Raw genomic sequence first — 20641 nt, 5'->3', positions numbered from 1 at the left:
GTGAAGGCGGCCGCACCGTCGGCGCAGGCGTCGTGTCCAAGATCCTGAAGTAAGCAGCGGCGGGGTTCGCCCCGCCCTGCGCAGCGCAAGCCGCGCGACAGACTGGAAAGGCCGCTCCTTCGGGGGCGGCCTTTTGCTTTCCGGCGAGGGATTTGGGGGAGGGCGGGGTTCACCCTGCGCCGCCGCGATGCTTTTTCCACGCGCACCCCCTTGAATTCCCTGCGGCCTTGGAATATCCCCCCGGTCAGGCCTAGGAGTTTAGCTCAGTTGGTAGAGCATCGGTCTCCAAAACCGAGGGTCGTGGGTTCGAGTCCCCCAACTCCTGCCAGGTCTTTCCCCTATCTTTGACGTTCACGCTCGATCCGCTCCCAGGGGTCGCTGGTGATGATCTTTGCCCGGGCGTTCAGCCGCAGGTAGCGTTGCACGGCCCAGGCCGCGGTCAGGGTGACGGCAAAGGCCCCGGCCGCCCCTGCCGTCAGGGGCAAGCTGTCCAGCGGGTTCACGCCATCGGCCATATTGGCCAGGGGTTGACCCGCGCCCATGATCTTGGGGGCCAGGAGGCCGATTCCCACCACCAGAAGCACCGGCATGTATTTCGCGGTCTTCGCATGGGCAAGGAAGGGGCTGAACCGTTCCAAAAGGGAGGGCGTCGATTCGATCGGACCACCGACGGGGCGGGGATCGGGCGGGGTGAAGGTCCGCGCCTCTTCCTGAGCGATGGCCTTGGCAAAGGGGGCCAGGGCCTTTTCACTGGCATCGGCGGTGCGGCGGGCATAGGTGATCGCCGCCGAGGCAGGCCCGGCCAGGCCAAGTGCCACCATCCACAGGCTTTTGCCCGCGAAAAGGTCTTGCGCCACGAAGCCCAGGACCCCGAGGGTGGACAGGATGGCCAGTGTCCATTGCCCCCGGCGCGAGAGCACCAGGCGGGGCTTCCTGATCGGGGCCGGGGCAGCGGGTTGCTTGCGTCGCCATAGGCCCTGTAGGGCACCCAGGGCCGCGAAGCCCGCTCCGATCTTGAAGAAGACCCAGCTTGCCAGGCTCAAATCGGTGTCCATCCGGGCCAGGACCGCGTGGCGCGGCTCGAAATAGGGGACAAAGCGGAATGCCTCGGCGTCGGGCTGCAATTTCATCAGTTTCAAAGCCTTGACCGCTGCGGGGTCGTTGTTCAGGTCGCGCACCTCGCCGTCCATCGTCACGATGAGGCCGGTTTCGGAGGCTTGCTCGAGATGGGAGAGGGTCCAAAGCTTGAAAGCCGCCTTCTGATCGGGCGGGATCGACAGGATGGCGCGCACTTCGCGGCTTTCGGGCGGGGCGTCGGGATCTTGCAGGACCAGCATCATGTTGCCCTCGCGGTTGCCCGACCGCGGGAGGGGCCGCGTCAGGTCCAGCGCGATCCGGGCCCGCAGATGGGCCAGTTGCAGCCCGGCCCGGGGCAGCGGCTGGACCTGGTCGATGTCCTGCGCCGGTGGTTGGGGTGCGGCCAGATAGGCCTGGCGGTCGGCCTCGGCAACCTGCCCCGCGTAAACCCCAAAGAGCGCGAGGCCGAAGAAAAGCGCCGCAATGACATGCCGCAGCCAATAGGGGCCGCAGAACAGCGCCATCCAAACCAGATAGCCCGGCCCCAAAACCAACCTGAAAAATCCCATGCCCGCGCCTCCGCCGTTTTGCGCAAGCAATCGCATGACTTTGGCTCGAATTGGGCGAAACCGCGTCGCCTTGGTGGACGCTTGCCAAGGGTGCTTGAAATCTCCGCGCAAACTGCGTATCTGCCCCCAAGACGCAAGAGGCGGATTCCCCATGGCCATGACCAACCCGATGCAATTCATCACCCAGGTGCGCGGCGAAGTCGCCAAGGTCGCCTGGCCCAGCCGCCGCGAAGTGATGCTGACGACCGTCATGGTCTTTGTCCTGGCCACGTTGACGGCGACGTTTTTCTTTCTCGTCGACCTCGTGATCAAGCTGGGCCTGACCTGGATCATCGCCGGTTTCCACTGATAAAGGCCCAAGCGGGCGTTTTTTCTTGAAATCATCGGTCCGGGCGGCTATCCCCCGGCCCAAGTGACGGGAAGCGGCGCGCAGCGATTCGGGCGGCGCGCTGTTTTGTTTTCCCGCCGAGCAAGCCCCACAAAGGGGCATCAGAAGGTGACGGGCAATGGCAAAGCGGTGGTATTCGGTATCGGTCCTCTCCAACTTCGAAAAGAAGGTGGCCGAGCAGATCAAGACCGCTGTCACCGAAGCCGGTCTTGAAGAAGAAATCGACGAAGTTCTGGTCCCCACCGAAGAGGTGATCGAAGTGCGTCGTGGCAAGAAGGTCTCGTCCGAACGCCGCTTCATGCCGGGCTATGTGCTGGTGCGGATGGAGATGACCAACCGCGGCTATCACCTGATCTCGACGATCAACCGGGTGACGGGGTTCCTGGGTCCGCAAGGCAAGCCGATGCCGATGAAGGATGCCGAGGTCAACCAGATCCTGAACCGCGTCGAAGAGGGCGAGGCCGCGCCGCGCAACCTGATCCGCTTCGAGGTCGGCGAGCGCGTGAAGGTCACGGATGGCCCCTTCGAGGGCTTTGACGGCATGGTCGAGGAAGTGGACGAGGTCCACAGCCGGCTCAAGGTGTCGGTCTCGATCTTCGGGCGCGCAACGCCCGTGGAATTGGAATTCACTCAGGTGTCCAAGGGCGTCTGAGTGTCTGCGTGGGAGGTTCCTGCCACGGCAGGGCCGCACCACTAAACCGCACCCACCCGGGTGCCGTGTGATGAGGAGAAGGCCAGATGGCCAAGAAGATTATGGGCAGCCTCAAGCTGCAGGTCAAAGCGCAACAAGCGAACCCCTCGCCCCCGGTTGGTCCGGCGCTGGGTCAACGCGGGTTGAACATCATGGCCTTCGTGAAGGAATTCAACGCGAAGTCCGCCGATTTCCCGCCGGGCACCCCCGTGCCGGTCGTGATCACCTACTACCAGGACAAGTCGTTCAGCCTTGAACTGAAGACCCCGCCGACCTCCTTCCTGCTGAAGCAGGCGGCCAACCTGCCGCTGGTCGGCAAGCGCAACCGCGCCAAGGGTTCGGTCAAGCCGGGCCATGCCGTTGCGGGCTCCGTCACGGTCGCCGCGATCCGCAAGATCGCCGAAACCAAGATGAAGGACCTGAACGCGAATGACGTCGAGGCGGCAATGACCGTCATCGTCGGCACCGCCAAGTCCTGCGGCATCGAGATCAAGGGGTAAACCATGGCCAAGTTCGGTAAGCGCACCAAAGCGGCGCGCGCACAATTCGAAGGCAAGTCGGCCCTGACGGTCGAAGATGCTGTCAAGCTGATCAAGACCGCGGCTTCTGCCAAGTTCGACGAAACGCTGGAAATCGCGATGAACCTGGGCGTCGACCCGCGTCACGCCGACCAGATGGTCCGTGGCGTCGTGGCTCTGCCCCATGGCACCGGCAAGACCGTCCGCGTCGCCGTTTTCGCCCGTGGCGCCAAGGCTGACGAAGCCCGCGCCGCTGGTGCGGACATCGTCGGCGCCGAGGACCTGATGGAAACCATCCAGTCCGGCAAGATCGAGTTCGACCGTTGCATCGCGACGCCGGACCTGATGCCGCTGGTCGGCCGTCTGGGCAAGATCCTCGGGCCGCGCAACCTGATGCCGAACCCGAAAGTGGGCACCGTGACCATGGACGTGAAAACGGCCGTTGCGGGCGCCAAGGGCGGCGAAGTGCAGTTCAAGGTGGAAAAGGCCGGCGTCATCCATGGCGGCATCGGCAAGATGTCCTTCGACGACACCAAGCTGGCTGACAACATCCGCGCTTTCGTGGACGCTGTCTCCAAGGCCAAGCCCGCGGGCGCCAAGGGCACCTATCTGAAGAAGATCTCGGTCTCTTCGACGATGGGCCCGGGCGTTTCGCTGGAACTGGCTTCGGCCACCGCACGCTAAGTTTGCAACCGCCGGGCATGTCCCGGCGGTTTTGCCTTTCGCAGGGGGCGAAAGGGCTTCGGTGATTGCGCTTTGTGTAACCACCGTGTAACTAACCCCTGTCCGGGTGGTTTGATTCGTCATTCCACCCTGACACGCTTTGTCCGAGACGGCAGGTGGCGCGCAAACGCCTTGATATCCCGCCTGAGATGGAGTTCGACACCTTTTGCTTCGGGAAACCGGTTCAAGGCTCGGGCCGTCATCATGGACTGAACGCCTCGCGCAAGCGGGGCACAAACGAGCCGGGGGGAAACCCCCATACTTGGAGTGAAACTGTGGATAGAGCCCAGAAAGCTGAATTGGTCGACGAACTCGGCCAGGTCTTCGCAAGCTCTGGCGTTGTGGTGGTTGCCCGCTACACCGGTATGACAGTTGCTCAGATGCAGGCCCTCCGCGCGAAAATGCGCGAAGTCGGAGGTGCCGTCCGTGTCGCCAAGAACACGCTCGCCAAGATCGCCCTCGGTGGCACGCCCCCTGAAAAGATGGGTTCGCTGCTTGCGGGCATGACCGTCCTTGCCTATTCCGAAGACCCCGTCGCTGCGGCGAAGGTCTGCGAGGCCTTTGCCAAGACGAACGACAAGTTCGTCATCCTTGGCGGGGCCATGGGCACTGAGGTTCTGGACCCTGCCGGTGTGAAAGCCGTCGCTTCGATGCCGTCGCGTGAAGAGCTTATCGCTCAGATCGTGTCGATCATCGGTGCGCCTGCCTCCAGCCTGGCCGGTGCCATTGGCGCGCCTGGGGCGAATATCGCGGGCATCCTCAAGACTCTTGAGGAGCGGGAAGCCGCCTGAAGCACTGCGTGACCGGGTGTGGATGACCATGCCTCGTTAGAACACCATCTCAAACTTACGGAACTGTAAAATGGCCGATCTGAACAAACTCGCCGAAGACATCGTTGGTCTGACCCTCCTGCAAGCCCAGGAACTGAAGACCATCCTGAAGGACAAGTATGGCATCGAGCCGGCCGCTGGTGGCGCCGTCATGATGGCCGCTGGTCCCGCCGCTGCTGCTGAAGCCGTGGAAGAAAAGACCGAATTCGACGTCGTCCTGAAGGACGCCGGCGCCAACAAGATCAACGTGATCAAGGAAGTGCGCGCGATCACCGGTCTGGGCCTGAAAGAAGCCAAGGACCTGGTCGAAGCTGGCGGCAAGGTGAAAGAAGCGATTGGCAAGGCTGACGCCGAAGCCATGAAGAAGAAGCTCGAAGAGGCTGGCGCCAAGGTCGAGCTGGCCTAAGTGGCCTCCGGGTCCGCCCGGAATTGAAGTCAAGGCAGGGTCGGGAGCTTTTCCCGGCCCTGCCGTCTGCGTCTTGAAAGGTGCTTTCGCGCAAAGCCTCTTTCCAGACGCGGTGCGGGTTCGGGAGCCGTCCATAGGGCTGGACGGCATGAATGGAACCCTCTCCTCTGACGCCCGAGCAGCCGGTCCGACGCCCAGCGGAACGGCCAAGCTCTGATGAGAAAGGTCACGACGAGCATGGCGCAAGCTTACGTTGGTCAAAAGCGTATTCGCCGGTATTTCGGCAAAATCCGTGAAGTCCTGGAGATGCCGAACCTGATCGAGGTGCAGAAAAGCTCCTATGATCTGTTCCTGCGGTCCGGTGAGGGCGACAAGCCGCTGGATGACGAGGGCATCCAGGGCACGTTCCAATCGGTCTTCCCGATCAAGGACTTCAACGAGACGGCGGTTCTGGAGTTCGTGAAATACGAGCTGGAAAAGCCCAAATACGACGTCGACGAATGCATGCAGCGCGACTTGACCTATGCGGCACCCCTGAAGGTGACGCTGCGTCTGATCGTGTTCGATATCGACGAGGCGACCGGCGCCAAGTCGGTCAAGGATATCAAGGAACAGGACGTCTACATGGGCGACATGCCCTTGATGACGACCAACGGCACCTTCATCGTCAACGGGACCGAGCGGGTCATCGTCAGCCAGATGCACCGCTCGCCCGGCGTGTTCTTTGACCATGACAAGGGCAAGACCCATTCGTCGGGCAAGCTGCTCTTCGCGTGCCGGATCATTCCCTATCGCGGCTCGTGGCTGGACTTCGAATTCGACGCCAAGGACATCGTCTTTGCGCGCATCGACCGTCGCCGCAAGCTGCCGGTGACGACCCTGCTTTATGCCCTGGGCATGGATCAGGAAGGCATCATGGATGCCTATTACAACACGGTCATGTTCAAGTATCAGAAGAACAAGGGTTGGGTGACCAAGTTCTTCCCGGACCGCGTGCGCGGCACGCGTCCCAGCCATGACCTGGTCGATGCGGCCACGGGCGAAGTGATCTGCAAGGCCGGCGAGAAGATGACGCCGCGCATGGCCAACGACCTTCTGAAGTCGGGCCGTGTCAGCGAACTGCTGCTGCCTTACGACCAGATCGTCGGCCGCTATGTCTCCAAGGACATCATCAACGAAGAGACCGGGGAAATCTGGGTCGAAGCCGGTGATGAGCTGACCATGGAATATGACCGTGACGGTCAGCCCAAGGGCGGCACGCTGAAGCTTCTGCTCGACCAGGGGATCACCGACATTCCGGTGCTGGACATCGACAATGTCAATGTCGGCCCCTATATGCGCAACACCATGGCGGTGGACAAGAACATGGGCCGCGATACCGCGCTCATGGACATCTACCGCGTCATGCGCCCCGGTGAGCCGCCGACCGTCGAGGCTGCGGGCAACCTGTTCGACACGTTGTTTGCCGACAAAGAGCGCTATGACCTGTCCGCCGTGGGCCGGGTCAAGATGAACATGCGTCTGGATCTGGGCAAGCCCGACACCCAGCGCACCCTTGACCGCGAAGACATCGTGGCCTGCATCAAGGCCTTGACCGAGCTGCGCGACGGCAAGGGCGAGATCGACGACATCGACCACCTCGGCAACCGTCGCGTGCGGTCCGTTGGTGAGCTGATGGAGAACCAGTATCGCGTTGGCCTGCTCCGCATGGAGCGCGCGATCAAAGAGCGGATGTCCTCGGTCGAAATCGACACGATCATGCCGCAAGACCTGATCAACGCGAAGCCTGCCGCGGCTGCGGTGCGTGAATTCTTCGGCTCCTCGCAGCTGTCGCAGTTCATGGACCAAACCAACCCGCTGTCGGAAGTCACGCACAAGCGTCGTCTTTCGGCTCTGGGGCCGGGCGGTCTGACCCGTGAGCGTGCGGGCTTCGAGGTTCGCGACGTTCACCCGACCCACTACGGCCGGATGTGCCCGATTGAAACGCCCGAAGGTCAGAACATCGGTCTGATCAACTCGCTGGCCACTTTCGCCCGCGTGAACAAGTATGGCTTCATCGAGACCCCGTATCGCAAGGTCATCGACGGCAAGGTTTCCGACGACGTGGTCTATATGTCCGCGACCGAGGAAATGCGTCATACCGTGGCGCAGGCCAACGCGGCGCAGGATGCCGAGGGCCGCTTCCAGGACGATCTGATTTCGTCGCGGAAAGCGGGCGAATTCATGCTGAATCCGCCGGATGCCATCGACCTGATCGACGTGTCGCCGAAGCAGTTGGTTTCGGTTGCGGCCTCGCTGATCCCCTTCCTTGAGAATGACGACGCCAACCGCGCCCTGATGGGTTCGAACATGCAACGTCAGGCGGTTCCGCTGCTGCAATCCGATGCGCCGTTTGTCGGCACCGGGATTGAAGCCGTGGTTGCGCGGGATTCGGGCGCGGCGATCATGGCGCGTCGCGCCGGGATCATCGACCAGGTCGACGCCCAGCGTATCGTTGTGCGCGCCACCGAGCTGCTGGAACCTGGCGAGCCGGGCGTGGACATCTACCGTCTGCGCAAGTTCAAGCGGTCGAACCAGTCCTCCTGCATCAACCAGCGTCCGCTGGTGAAGGTGGGCGATACCGTGGCACGTGGCGAGGTTGTGGCCGATGGCCCCTGCACCGACATGGGCGAACTGGCCCTGGGCCGGAACGTCATCGTGGCCTTCATGCCCTGGAATGGCTACAACTACGAAGACTCGATCCTGATTTCCGAGCGTATTCTGAAGGATGACGTCTTCACCTCGATCCATATCGAGGAATACGAAGTCGCCGCCCGTGACACCAAGTTGGGCCCGGAAGAAATCACCCGCGACATTCCGAACGTCGGTGAAGAGGCTTTGCGCAACCTCGACGAGGCTGGCATCGTCTATATCGGCGCCGAAGTGCAGCCGGGCGACATCCTGGTGGGCAAGATCACCCCCAAGGGCGAAAGCCCGATGACGCCGGAAGAAAAGCTTCTGCGCGCCATCTTTGGGGAAAAGGCTTCGGATGTGCGGGATACCTCGCTGCGTCTGCCGCCGGGTGCCTATGGCACGATCGTCGAAGTCCGCGTCTTCAACCGTCATGGTGTGGACAAGGACGAGCGGTCCTTGCAGATCGAGCGTGAAGAGATCGAACGCCTGTCGCGCGACCGCGACGACGAGCTGGCGATCCTGGAGCGCAACATCTACTCGCGTCTGAAGACCCTGATCACCGGCAAGACCGCGGTCAAAGGTCCGAAGGGCATCAAGGCCGGTTCGACCATCGACGAAGAGCTGTTGGGCACGCTGTCCAAAGGCCAGTGGTGGCAGTTGGCTTTGGCCGAGGAATCCGAGGCCAAGGACGTCGAAGCCCTGCACGACCAGTTCGAGGCGCAAAAGCGTGCCTTGGACAACCGGTTCGACGACAAGGTCGAAAAGGTCCGTCGCGGTGACGATCTGCCTCCGGGCGTGATGAAGATGGTCAAGGTCTTCGTCGCGGTGAAGCGCAAGCTGCAGCCGGGCGACAAGATGGCCGGTCGTCACGGTAACAAGGGTGTTATCTCCAAGGTCGTTCCGATCGAGGACATGCCCTTCCTGGCCGATGGCACCCATGTTGACCTGGTTCTGAACCCGCTGGGCGTGCCGTCGCGCATGAACGTCGGTCAGATCCTTGAAACCCACATGGGTTGGGCCGCACGCGGTCTGGGCATCAAGATCGACGAGGCGCTGAAGGACTACAAGCGTCACGGCGACATGACCCCGGTGCGCGAGGCGATGCGCCTGGCTTATGGCGACGAGACCTATGAGGAAGCCTTTGGCGACCGCGACGAGGCCGAGTTCCTGGAATTGGCGGGCAATGTGACGCGTGGCGTTCCGATTGCCTCTCCGGTTTTCGACGGGGCGAAAGAGGCGGATGTGAACGACGCGCTGACCCGCGCCGGTTTCGACACCTCGGGCCAGTCGGATGTCTTTGACGGCCGTTCGGGTGAGAAGTTCCAGCGCAAAGTCACGGTTGGCGTGAAGTATATGCTGAAACTGCACCACCTGGTGGACGACAAGCTGCACGCCCGCTCGACCGGGCCTTACTCGCTGGTCACTCAGCAGCCCTTGGGCGGTAAGGCACAGTTCGGCGGTCAGCGTCTGGGGGAAATGGAGGTCTGGGCTCTGGAAGCCTATGGCGCCGCCTATACCCTGCAAGAGATGCTGACGGTCAAGTCGGACGACGTGGCAGGCCGGACGAAGGTCTACGAAAGCATCGTCAAGGGCGAGGACAACTTCGAAGCCGGCGTGCCGGAATCGTTCAACGTCCTGGTCAAGGAAGTGCGCGGCCTCGGCCTCAACATGGAACTCCTGGATGCGGAGGAAGAGTGACGCGAACGGCGGGGTGAACCCCGCCCTACGCTTCCGGGTAGGGCGGGATTCATCCCGCCGCTGCCGCCCTTTCCCCGCCGCCCTCCTTCATAAGGCTATGAAATGAACCAGGAACTCAGCACCAACCCGTTCAATCCGGTGGCGCCTGTCAAGACTTTCGACGAGATCAAGATCTCTCTGGCCTCGCCCGAGCGGATTCTCTCGTGGTCTTTCGGCGAGATCAAAAAGCCGGAAACCATCAACTACCGGACCTTCAAGCCCGAGCGCGACGGCCTGTTCTGCGCCCGTATCTTCGGGCCGATCAAGGATTACGAATGCCTGTGTGGCAAATACAAGCGCATGAAATATCGCGGCGTTGTCTGCGAAAAGTGCGGCGTTGAAGTCACTCTGCAGAAGGTCCGCCGCGAGCGGATGGGCCATATCGAACTGGCCGCACCGGTCGCGCATATCTGGTTCCTGAAGTCGCTCCCGTCCCGCATCGGCCTGATGCTGGACATGACGCTTCGGGATCTGGAGCGTATTCTTTACTTCGAAAACTATGTGGTGATTGAGCCGGGTTTGACCGACCTGTCTTACTGCCAGATGCTGACCGAAGAAGAATACCTTGACGCGCAGGACCAATACGGCGCCGACGCCTTCACCGCCAACATCGGCGCTGAAGCGATCCGCGAAATGCTGGTCAACATCGACCTTGAGGCGACCGCGGACCAACTGCGGGCCGATCTCAAGGAAGCCACTGGCGAGCTGAAGCCCAAGAAGATCATCAAGCGTTTGAAGATCGTCGAGTCGTTCCTGGAATCCGGCAACCGTCCGGAGTGGATGGTTCTGACCGTTCTTCCGGTCATTCCGCCGGAACTGCGTCCGCTGGTTCCGCTGGATGGCGGCCGTTTCGCGACCTCTGACCTGAACGACCTGTATCGCCGCGTCATCAACCGGAACAACCGGTTGAAGCGCCTGATCGAGTTGCGTGCGCCCGATATCATCGTGCGCAACGAAAAGCGCATGCTGCAGGAAGCCGTGGACGCGCTGTTCGACAACGGCCGTCGTGGCCGCGTCATCACCGGCACCAACAAGCGTCCGCTGAAGTCGCTGTCCGACATGCTGAAAGGCAAGCAGGGCCGCTTCCGTCAGAACCTTTTGGGCAAGCGCGTCGACTTCTCGGGTCGTTCGGTCATCGTGACCGGTCCGGAGTTGAAGTTGCACCAATGCGGTCTGCCGAAGAAGATGGCGTTGGAGCTGTTCAAGCCCTTCATCTACTCGCGGCTTGAGGCAAAGGGGCTTTCCAGCACCGTCAAGCAGGCCAAGAAGCTGGTCGAAAAGGAACGTCCCGAGGTTTGGGATATCCTGGACGAGGTCATCCGCGAACATCCGGTTCTGTTGAACCGCGCGCCGACGCTGCACCGTCTGGGCATTCAGGCCTTCGAACCCATGCTGATCGAAGGCAAGGCGATCCAGCTGCACCCGCTGGTTTGCTCGGCCTTCAACGCCGACTTTGACGGCGACCAGATGGCTGTGCACGTGCCGCTTTCGCTGGAAGCCCAGTTGGAAGCCCGCGTCCTGATGATGTCGACGAACAACGTTCTGTCGCCCGCCAACGGTGCGCCTATCATCGTTCCGTCGCAGGACATGGTTCTGGGCATCTATTACGTGACGATGGAGCGTAAGGGCATGGTCGGTGAGGGCATGGCCTTTACCGATATCGACGAGGTCGAACATGCGCTGGCCTCGGGTGCGGTGCATCTGCATGCCAAGATCAAGGCTCGTCTGCGTCAGGTTGACGAAGAGGGCAATATCGTCTGGAAGCGTTTCGACACGACCCCCGGCCGTCTGCGTCTGGGCAATATCATGCCCATGAACGCCAAGGCGCCGTTTGACCTGGTCAACCGTCTCTTGCGGAAAAAGGACGTGCAGGCCGTCATCGACACCGTCTACCGTTATTGCGGTCAGAAAGAGTCGGTGATTTTCTGCGACCAGATCATGACCTTGGGCTTCCGTGAGGCCTTCCGGGCGGGCATCTCGTTCGGCAAGGACGACATGCTGATCCCCGACACCAAATGGCCGATCGTGAACGAAGTGCGCGATCAGGTGAAGGAATTCGAACAGCAGTATATGGACGGCCTGATCACGCAGGGCGAGAAGTATAACAAGGTGGTCGACGCCTGGTCCAAGTGCTCGGACAAGGTCGCAGCCGAGATGATGGCCGAGATCTCGGCCGTCCGTTACACCGAAGATGGCGCTGAAAAAGAGCCGAACTCGGTCTATATGATGTCGCACTCCGGGGCCCGGGGTTCGCCGGCGCAGATGAAGCAGCTGGGCGGGATGCGCGGTCTGATGGCCAAGCCTTCGGGCGAGATCATCGAGACGCCGATCATCTCGAACTTCAAGGAAGGCCTGACCGTGTTGGAGTATTTCAACTCCACCCACGGCGCCCGGAAGGGTCTGGCCGACACCGCGCTGAAAACGGCGAACTCGGGCTATCTGACCCGTCGTTTGGTCGACGTGGCCCAGGACTGCATCGTGCGTCAGCATGATTGCGGCACGGAACGCGCGATCAATGCCGAAACTGCGGTGAACGACGGTGAAGTCGTGCAGTCGCTGGCGGAACGTGTCCTGGGCCGGGTTGCGGCCGATGACATCATCGTCCCGCTGACCGGCGAAGTCCTGGTGGCCAAGGGTGAGCTGATCGACGAACGTCGCGCGGACCTCATCCACACCAACGGCATCACGCATACCCGCATCCGTTCGCCCCTGACTTGCGAGTCCGAGGAAGGCGTTTGCGCCATGTGCTATGGTCGTGACCTGGCGCGCGGCACGCTGGTGAACATCGGTGAAGCGGTCGGCATCATCGCCGCCCAGTCCATCGGGGAACCCGGCACCCAGCTGACGATGCGGACCTTCCACATCGGCGGTATCGCTCAGGGTGGTCAGCAGTCCTTCCTGGAAGCCAGCCAAGAAGGCAAGGTCGAGTTCCGCAACGCGAACCTTCTGTCCAACGTGGCGGGCGAGCAGATCGTGGTCGGCCGGAACATGTCCATCGCCATCCTCGACGAGGCGGGTGTGGACCGGGCTGTCCACAAGCTGTCCTATGGGGCCAAGCTGCATGTCGCCGATGGCGCCATGGTCAAGCGCGGCAACAAGCTGTTCGAATGGGACCCCTATACCCTGCCGATCATCGCCGAAAAGGCGGGTTCTGCGCGGTTCAAGGACCTGATCTCGGGGATCTCGGTCCGCGAGGACACCGATGATGCCACCGGCATGACGCAAAAGATCGTTTCCGATTGGCGCTCGGCGCCGAAGGGCAACGAGCTGAAGCCGGAAGTCATCGTGATCGACCCGGAAACCGGCGACGCCGTGCGCGGCGACAATGGCAACCCGATCACCTATCCGATGTCGGTGGACGCCGTTCTGTCCATCGAAGACGGCCAGGAAATCCGCCCGGGTGACGTTGTGGCGCGTATTCCGCGCGAAGGTGCCAAGACCAAGGACATCACCGGGGGTCTTCCCCGCGTGGCCGAATTGTTCGAAGCCCGTCGTCCGAAGGATCACGCGATCATCGCCGAATACGACGGCTATGTCCGCTTTGGCAAAGACTACAAGAACAAGCGCCGCATCACGGTTGAACCCGTCGATGAGACGCTGACCGCGCAGGAATACATGATCCCCAAGGGCAAGCACATTCCGGTTCAGGAAGGTGACTTTGTCCAGAAGGGCGACTACATCATGGACGGCAACCCGGCTCCGCACGACATCTTGCGGATTCTGGGGGTCGAAGCCCTGGCGAACTACATGATCGAAGAAGTGCAGGACGTGTATCGTCTGCAGGGCGTGAAGATCAACGACAAGCACATCGAGGTGATCGTTCGCCAGATGCTGCAGAAGTTCGAGATCCTCGACTCCGGCGACACCACGCTTCTGAAGGGTGAGACCGTCGACAAGGCGGAGCTGGACGAGAACAACGACAAGATCATCGCCATGGGCCTGCGCCCTGCCACGGCGGAACCGATCTTGCTGGGTCTGACGAAGGCGTCGCTGCAAACGCGGTCCTTCATCTCGGCCGCCTCGTTCCAGGAAACCACCCGCGTGCTGACCGAGGCTTCGGTTCAGGGCAAGCGCGACAAGCTGGTTGGTCTGAAAGAGAACGTCATCGTGGGTCGCCTGATCCCGGCGGGCACCGGTGGGGCCACGATGCGTGTCAAGAAGATCGCCGCCGACCGCGACATGACGGTGATCGAGGCCCGCAAGTCCGAGGCCGAGACCGCCGCCGCCCTGGCCGCGCCCTTCGACATTGTCGATGAGGACCGCGACAACGGCTTGGTCGATACGGTCGAAAGCCGCGATTGATCTTCGGCTGAACCTTGACCCCCCGCCTGAAAGGGCGGGGGGTTTTCTTTTGGGGGTATGATGGCGCTTTCCGACAACACCCGCGGCATCCTTTTGATGTGCGGCTCGATGCTGGGCTTCACGGTCAACGACGGGCTGATGAAATCCGCGACCGAGCATATGCCCCTGTTCCAGGCCATTTTTCTGCGCGGCGTGATCGCCACGCTGGGCATCATCCTGATTGCCCGCGCCCAAGGCGTGCGGCAGTTCGTCCCGCAGGGCAGAGACCGCTTTTGGGTGGCGGCACGCACGGTCGGAGAGATCGCCTCGACCGCCACCTTCCTGATCGCCCTGACCCAGATGCCGATTGCCAACCTGTCGGCCATCATGCAGTCGCTGCCGCTGGCCGTGACGCTGGGGGCGGCGGTCTTTCTGGGCGAGCCGATTGGCTGGCGGCGGCTGACGGCGATCCTTGTGGGCTTTGTCGGCGTGTTGATCATCGTGAAACCGGGGGCGGATTTCGACGTCTGGTCGGTGCTGGGCCTGGCCTCGGTCGCGGGCGTCGTGCTGCGCGACCTTGCGACGCGCAAGTTTTCCCGCGCCATGCCTTCGACCGTGGGCGCGGTTTGGGCGGCGGTTTCGGTCATGGTGATGGGGGGTCTCGTGACCGCCTGGCAGGGTTGGACCCCGCTGACGCTGCGCCCCATGCTGGAGGTCGCCGCCGCCGGCGCCTTTATCATCGCCGGATATGTCTTTGCTGTCAGGGTGATGCGGGTTGGCGACCTCGCCGTCGTGGCGCCATTCCGCTATACCTCTTTGCTCTGGGCAATCCTGATCGGCTGGCTGGTCTTTGGCGCGCTGCCCGATTTCTGGACCTGGGTCGGCTCGGGGATCGTCGTCGCCTCGGGCGTCTATGTCTTTATCCGCGAGCGTGTGCGGTTTGCGAAGGCCTGAGCTTTCTGATAGAGCCCGCCAAAAGGAAAGCCCGTGAAACTCTCAGTCGTCATCCCGGCCCGGAACGAGGCCCTGAACATCGCCTCGCTGGTGCGCGAGATCGACGCGGCGCTGGACGGCCACGCGCCCTTCGAGATCATCGTGGTCGACGACGGATCGACGGATGGCACCGGGGCTGCGGCCAAGGTCCTGCCCCATGTCCGGGTGCTGCGCCATCCGGTCTCCGCGGGCCAATCGGCGGCGGTCCATTCCGGGGTTCTGGCCGCACGGGCCGAGATCATCTGCACGCTGGACGGCGACGGACAGAACCCGCCGTCGAACCTGCCCGCGCTTTTGGCGCCTTTGGCCGATCCGCGCGTGGGTCTGGTTGCGGGGCAAAGGGTGGGCCGCCAGGACACCTGGTCGAAAAAGCAGGCCTCAAAGGCCGCCAATGCCATACGCGGCTGGATGCTGAAGGACGGGACGCGGGATACCGGCTGCGGGCTCAAGGCCTTCCGCCGCGCGGCCTTTTTGCGGCTGCCGTATTTCAACCACATGCACCGCTATTTGCCGGCGCTGTTTGCGCGGGACGGCTGGGTCATTGCCCATGTCGATGTCACGCATCGGCCGCGCGGGGCAGGGGCGTCGAATTACACCAACCTTCAGCGCGCCCTTGTCGGCGTCGTCGATCTGTTCGGCGTGGCCTGGCTGTTGCGCCGCCGCAAGAAGGCGGAACCGGAGAGCTTTGATGTATAACCTTATGAACGCCATGGGGCTGGATAACCCGGTCGATGCCGTCTGGGTGCTGGTCGGGATTGCCGGGCAATTGATGTTCACCGGGCGGTTCCTGATGCAATGGTGGGCCTCGGAAAAGGCGGGGCGGTCGGTCGTGCCGGTGTCGTTCTGGTATTTCTCGATTGCCGGGTCGCTGATCGTTCTGGCTTACGGCCTGCACAAGCTGGACCCGGTCATCATCCTGGGCCAGTTGCCGGGCACGGTGATCTACACCCGCAACCTCTGGCTGATCCGGCAGGAGCGCGACCGTGCCTAGGCTTTTGGCTTTGGTGCTTGGCCTTATGGCGTTGCGTTGGGGGCTTTTGGCCTTTGACCGGACGGATCTTTTCGTCGACGAGGCGCAGTATTGGCTTTGGGCGCAGGTGCCGGACCTGGGCTATTACTCCAAGCCGCCGCTGATCGCTTGGGTGATTGGCGTCGTGACGGCGGTCTTTGGCGACGGGATCATGGCGATCCGCCTGCCGGGGGCCTTTCTGCATGGGGTGACGGCGCTGATCCTTGCCGCCACCGCCGCCCGCCGCTTTGGCGCGCAGGCGGCCTGGGCCACGGGGGCGGTCTATGTCCTTGCACCCTTTGTCGCGGTCGGCAGTCTGATGATGTCCACCGATACGGTCATGCTGCCCCTGTTGGCGGCGGCTTTGTATTGCCACATGCGGCTGATGGAAAGCCGGGCCTGGCCTTGGGCGCTGGCCTGCGGGTTGGCTTTGGGCGCGGCGGCCTTGGGGAAATATGCGGCACTTTATGGGCTTGCGGCGTTTTTGCTGGCCAATGTCTTTCCCGCCTCGCGGATCGGGTGGCGGGCCAGCCTGGTGATGGTCTTGGCCACCCTGGCGGCCCTGGCGCCGAACCTGTGGTGGAACGCTGCCAACCATTTCGCCACGATTTCCCACACCGGCGACAATATCGGTTGGGTCAAGGGCAAGGACGAGGGCGGCGGTCTGGCCAAGGTGGCCGAGTTCCTGGTCTCGCAATTCGTGGTCTTCGGGCCGGTCTCGATGGGGGCGATGCTGGTTTCGCGCCGCGCTCCTCGGGACCTGCTGCTGTTCGCGGCGCTGCCTTTGGTGCTGGTGACGGGTCAGGCCTTCATGGGCAAGGCCTATGCCAACTGGGCGCTGGCGGCCTTTGTCCCGGGAAGCCTACTTGCCGGGATGGTGCTGGCCGATCGCACCCTGTGGCGGCGGCTGGGGATGGGGCTGGGTCTGGCCTTTGCGCTGGCCCTTCCGGTCCTGACCCTGGTTCCCGACTGGGCCCCCTTTGGTCGCCCGCTGTTGGAGCGTTACTTGGGCCGCGCCGACCTCTCGCGCCAGATCATCGGCCTGGCGCAGGGATTGCCGGTCGTCGCCGACAACCGTGACATCCTGGCCGACCTGTTTTACACCGGCCGCGGCGCGGTGACGGCCTATGCCGCCCCGCAACCCGCGCCGCGCAATTTCTATGAGCAGAAGCACAGCCTGCCGCAGGGTCTGGCCGAGGTCCTGTACATCGGCGACCTGCCCCCGGGCTGTCAGGCGCAGAGCAGCCTTGCGCTGAAGGGCCAAGGCGTCTGGGCCGCCCGTCCGCTCGTCGCGCATCGGATCAAGCCCGCCTGCCTCTTCCCCTGAGGCCTGTTGACTCTGCAGGCGATTCCCCCTATTTGCCGCCTACCTTCTCTGGGGGTTTTCCTTGCGGAAGGCTCACGATTGGAAACGGTTATGATCGGGGCCCCAGGCTCGGGTCCTCTGGAATTCCACCGCAATGCAGCCCGAAAGGGGTGGATTGCGGTTTTGGTGCTTGCGATGGGCGTAGGCATCAGGTCGAGAAGCAGCGCAATCCCAAGGGGTTGCGAGTATTGACACAGCGCCATCAGGCGCAAAACGAGGAAGCTGAATGCCGACGATCCAACAGCTGATCCGCAAGCCGCGGGAAGCTCTGGTGCGGAAATCCAAGTCGCAACACTTGGAATCCTGCCCCCAGAAGCGTGGGGTTTGCACCCGTGTTTACACCACGACGCCGAAAAAGCCGAACTCCGCTATGCGGAAGGTCGCCAAGGTCCGTTTGACCAACGGATTCGAAGTGATCTCCTACATCCCGGGTGAAAAGCACAACCTGCAAGAACACTCTGTCGTGCTGATCCGCGGCGGCCGTGTGAAAGACTTGCCCGGCGTGCGTTACCACATCCTCCGCGGTGTCCTCGACACGCAAGGCGTCAAAGAACGTCGCCAGCGTCGTTCGAAGTATGGCGCCAAGCGTCCGAAGTGAGGAGATAAACAATGTCACGTCGTCACGCCGCTGAAAAACGCGAAGTTCTGCCGGACGCCAAGTATGGCGACCGCGTCATCACCAAATTCATGAACAACCTGATGCTGGACGGCAAGAAGTCCGTCGCTGAAGGCATCGTTTATGGCGCCCTTGAGCGCGTTCAGACCCGTCTGAAGCGTGAACCCGTTCAGGCCTTCCACGAAGCCCTGGACAATGTGAAGCCCTCCGTCGAAGTGCGCTCGCGCCGCGTCGGTGGTGCAACCTACCAGGTTCCGGTCGAAGTCCGCACGGACCGCCGCGAAGCCCTGGCGATCCGTTGGCTGATCACGGCTGCGCGCAAGCGCAACGAGAACACCATGGAAGAGCGTCTGGCCGCCGAACTCTCCGACGCGGTGAACGGCCGCGGCACGGCTGTGAAAAAGCGCGAAGACACCCACAAGATGGCCGACGCAAACAAAGCGTTCAGCCACTACCGCTGGTAAGGGGTTCACATGGCGCGCGAATATCCGCTTAACCGCTATCGGAACTTCGGGATCATCGCTCACATCGACGCGGGTAAAACCACGACGACCGAGCGGATCTTGTATTACACCGGCAAGACCCACAAGATCGGTGAAGTCCATGATGGCGCAGCCACCATGGACTGGATGGAGCAAGAGCAAGAGCGTGGCATCACGATCACCTCTGCTGCCACCACGACCTTCTGGCAGCGCCAGATCGACGCGGGTGACGGCAAGTCGGCTCCGGACAAATACCGTTTCAACATCATCGACACCCCCGGACACGTGGACTTCACCATCGAAGTCGAACGTTCGCTGGCCGTGCTGGATGGTGCTGTGGTTCTGCTGGACGGCAACGCCGGCGTCGAACCGCAGACCGAAACCGTGTGGCGTCAGGCTGACCGCTACAAGGTGCCGCGGATCGTGTTCGTCAACAAGATGGACAAGACCGGCGCCGATTTCTACAACTGCGTCAAGATGATCGCGGAGCGCACCGGGGCCAACCCGATGCCGATCCAGCTGCCCATCGGCGCAGAAGACAAGCTGGAAGGCATCATCGACCTGATCACCATGGAAGAATGGGTGTATCAGGGCGAAGACCTTGGCGCGTCGTGGATCCGTCAACCGATCCGTGCCGAGCTGAAGGCGGATGCCGACAAGTGGCGTCTGAACCTGCTGGAAACCGCTGTCGGCCAAGACGACGCGGCGATGGAAGCCTATCTTGAGGGCAACGAGCCCGATGAAGCCACGCTGCGCGCGCTGATCCGCAAGGGGACGCTGGCCATCGACTTCATCCCGATCCTGGCCGGTTCGGCGTTCAAGAACAAAGGCGTGCAGCCGATGTTGAACGCCGTCATCGACTTCCTGCCCGATCCGCTGGACGTTCCCGCCTACGAGGGCTTTGCCCCCGGCGACGAGACCGAAACGCGGAACATCCTGCGGTCGGCCGACGACGAACAGCCCTTCTCGGGTCTGGCGTTCAAGATCATGAACGACCCCTTCATGGGCACTCTGACCTTTACCCGGATCTATTCGGGTCAGGTCAAAAAGGGTGATCAGATCTATAACGCGACCAAGGGCCGCAAAGAACGCATCGGCCGCATGGTCATGATGCACGCCAACAAGCAAGAAGAAATCGGCGAAGCTTTTGCCGGTGACATCATGGCTTTGGCGGGCCTGAAGGAAACCACCACGGGTGACACTCTGTGTGATCCGGCGCATCAGGTGGTTCTGGAAACGATGACCTTCCCGACCCCGGTCATCGAAATCGCCGTGGAACCCAAGACCAAGGCCGACCAGGAGAAGATGGGCATCGCCCTCGCTCGCCTGGCTGCCGAAGATCCGTCGTTCCGCGTCGAGACCGATCAGGAATCGGGCCAGACCATCATGAAGGGCATGGGCGAACTTCACCTTGATATCCTCGTCGACCGTATGCGTCGCGAATTCAAGGTCGAGGCGAACATCGGTGCCCCCCAGGTGGCCTATCGCGAGACCATCTCGCGCGAGACCGAGATCGACTATACCCACAAGAAGCAGACCGGTGGCACGGGCCAGTTCGCCCGTATCAAGCTGGTCATCACCCCGACCGAGCCCGGCGAAGGTTACTCCTTCGAGAGCAAGATCGTGGGTGGCGCGGTGCCGAAGGAATATATCCCCGGCGTCGAAAAGGGCATCAAGTCGGTCATGGACTCGGGTCCGCTTGCGGGCTTCCCGGTCATCGACTTCAAGGTTCAGCTGATCGACGGCGCGTTCCACGACGTCGACTCTTCGGTTCTGGCCTTTGAAATCGCTTCGCGGGCTGCGATGCGCGACGGTCTGAAAAAGGCCGGCGCCAAGCTGCTGGAGCCGATCATGAAGGTTGACGTTGTGACCCCGGACGAGTTCACCGGCGGTGTCATCGGCGACCTGACTTCGCGTCGGGGCATGATCCAGGGCCAAGACAGCCTTGGCAACGCCAACATCATTCACGCAATGGTGCCCTTGGCGAACATGTTCGGTTACATCAACACGCTGCGCTCGATGTCTTCGGGCCGGGCGACGTTCTCGATGTCCTTCGACCATTACGATGCGGTTCCCGAGAATATCTCTCAGGAAATCCAGAAGAAATACGCTTGATCGGTGCGGCGGGGGGAACCCCGCCCTACCACCCCGTAGGGTGTGTGCTTGCACGCACCGCATCAGACACCAAAGGAGTCCCCCATGGGCAAGGCAAAGTTTGAACGCAACAAACCGCACGTCAACATTGGCACGATCGGCCACGTTGACCACGGCAAGACGACGCT

17 protein-coding genes and 1 tRNA gene are annotated in these 20641 nt (G+C 62.2%); 17 read left to right on the top strand and 1 reads right to left on the bottom strand.

The window, feature by feature from the left end; translation table 11 throughout:
* Positions 1-252: 252 nt before the first annotated feature.
* Positions 253-328 (top strand) — tRNA-Trp (locus NX862_RS19265).
* Positions 329-338: 10 nt separating this feature from the next.
* On the opposite strand, the gene NX862_RS19260 is transcribed toward NX862_RS19265, so the two are convergent.
* Positions 339-1646 carry a hypothetical protein gene (locus NX862_RS19260; protein WP_264495556.1) on the bottom strand — a complete coding sequence of 436 codons (1308 nt, stop codon included), beginning with the start codon at positions 1644-1646 and terminating at the stop codon, positions 339-341.
* A 151-nt stretch (positions 1647-1797) separates the two neighbouring features.
* Between NX862_RS19260 and secE the strand changes: the two genes are divergently transcribed.
* The 16 genes from secE to NX862_RS19180 form a co-directional block, all read left to right on the top strand.
* Complete coding sequence (gene secE, locus NX862_RS19255; RefSeq protein WP_264495555.1) at positions 1798-1995, top strand: preprotein translocase subunit SecE; 198 nt, start codon at positions 1798-1800, stop codon at positions 1993-1995.
* 157 nt (positions 1996-2152) lie between these two features.
* A complete protein-coding gene (gene nusG / locus NX862_RS19250; RefSeq protein ID WP_264495554.1) occupies positions 2153-2686 on the top strand; it encodes a transcription termination/antitermination protein NusG in 534 nt (177 codons plus the stop codon).
* A gap of 86 nt (positions 2687-2772) precedes the next feature.
* Positions 2773-3225: a 50S ribosomal protein L11 gene (gene rplK / locus NX862_RS19245; RefSeq protein WP_264495553.1), complete on the top strand. Its 453-nt coding sequence runs from the start codon at positions 2773-2775 to the stop codon at positions 3223-3225.
* A gap of 3 nt (positions 3226-3228) precedes the next feature.
* Positions 3229-3927, top strand: coding sequence for a 50S ribosomal protein L1 (rplA, locus tag NX862_RS19240; protein WP_264495552.1), 699 nt, complete (start codon positions 3229-3231; stop codon positions 3925-3927).
* 314 nt (positions 3928-4241) lie between these two features.
* Positions 4242-4757 carry a 50S ribosomal protein L10 gene (rplJ, locus tag NX862_RS19235; RefSeq protein ID WP_264495558.1) on the top strand — a complete coding sequence of 172 codons (516 nt, stop codon included), beginning with the start codon at positions 4242-4244 and terminating at the stop codon, positions 4755-4757.
* Between the two features lie 70 nt (positions 4758-4827).
* Entirely contained in the window at positions 4828-5202 is a 375-nt protein-coding gene (gene rplL, locus NX862_RS19230; protein WP_264495551.1) for a 50S ribosomal protein L7/L12, read from the top strand.
* Between the two features lie 237 nt (positions 5203-5439).
* Positions 5440-9573: a DNA-directed RNA polymerase subunit beta gene (gene rpoB, locus NX862_RS19225; RefSeq protein ID WP_264495550.1), complete on the top strand. Its 4134-nt coding sequence runs from the start codon at positions 5440-5442 to the stop codon at positions 9571-9573.
* Positions 9574-9675: 102 nt separating this feature from the next.
* Positions 9676-13914: a DNA-directed RNA polymerase subunit beta' gene (rpoC, locus tag NX862_RS19220; protein ID WP_264495549.1), complete on the top strand. Its 4239-nt coding sequence runs from the start codon at positions 9676-9678 to the stop codon at positions 13912-13914.
* A gap of 60 nt (positions 13915-13974) precedes the next feature.
* Positions 13975-14847, top strand: a complete 873-nt coding sequence (locus NX862_RS19215) for a DMT family transporter (RefSeq protein WP_264495548.1) — start codon at positions 13975-13977, stop codon at positions 14845-14847.
* A 33-nt stretch (positions 14848-14880) separates the two neighbouring features.
* Positions 14881-15582: a glycosyltransferase family 2 protein gene (locus NX862_RS19210; protein WP_264495547.1), complete on the top strand. Its 702-nt coding sequence runs from the start codon at positions 14881-14883 to the stop codon at positions 15580-15582.
* The gene (locus NX862_RS19205) at positions 15575-15877 is read left to right on the top strand and encodes a lipid-A-disaccharide synthase N-terminal domain-containing protein (protein WP_264495546.1); all 303 of its coding nucleotides are present in this window, start codon (positions 15575-15577) and stop codon (positions 15875-15877) included. Before NX862_RS19210 ends, NX862_RS19205 begins: the two co-directional genes overlap by 8 nt.
* Positions 15870-17222 carry an ArnT family glycosyltransferase gene (locus NX862_RS19200; RefSeq protein ID WP_264495545.1) on the top strand — a complete coding sequence of 451 codons (1353 nt, stop codon included), beginning with the start codon at positions 15870-15872 and terminating at the stop codon, positions 17220-17222. Before NX862_RS19205 ends, NX862_RS19200 begins: the two co-directional genes overlap by 8 nt.
* Positions 17223-17487: 265 nt before the next feature.
* The gene (rpsL, locus tag NX862_RS19195; protein ID WP_168776101.1) at positions 17488-17859 is read left to right on the top strand and encodes a 30S ribosomal protein S12; all 372 of its coding nucleotides are present in this window, start codon (positions 17488-17490) and stop codon (positions 17857-17859) included.
* A gap of 11 nt (positions 17860-17870) precedes the next feature.
* Positions 17871-18341 (top strand): 30S ribosomal protein S7, encoded by a 471-nt coding sequence (gene rpsG, locus NX862_RS19190; protein ID WP_264495544.1) that lies wholly within the window; start codon positions 17871-17873, stop codon positions 18339-18341.
* 9 nt (positions 18342-18350) lie between these two features.
* Complete coding sequence (fusA, locus tag NX862_RS19185; RefSeq protein WP_264495543.1) at positions 18351-20474, top strand: elongation factor G; 2124 nt, start codon at positions 18351-18353, stop codon at positions 20472-20474.
* 84 nt (positions 20475-20558) lie between these two features.
* The coding region (locus tag NX862_RS19180; protein WP_264495557.1) for a GTP-binding protein at positions 20559-20641 on the top strand (83 nt) is incomplete at its 3' end.

This window comes from Stagnihabitans lacustris, assembly GCF_025950525.1.
Lineage (GTDB): Bacteria > Pseudomonadota > Alphaproteobacteria > Rhodobacterales > Rhodobacteraceae > Stagnihabitans.
Note: the sequence above shows the minus strand (reverse complement) of the source record. Positions and strands in the feature narration are given on the sequence as shown.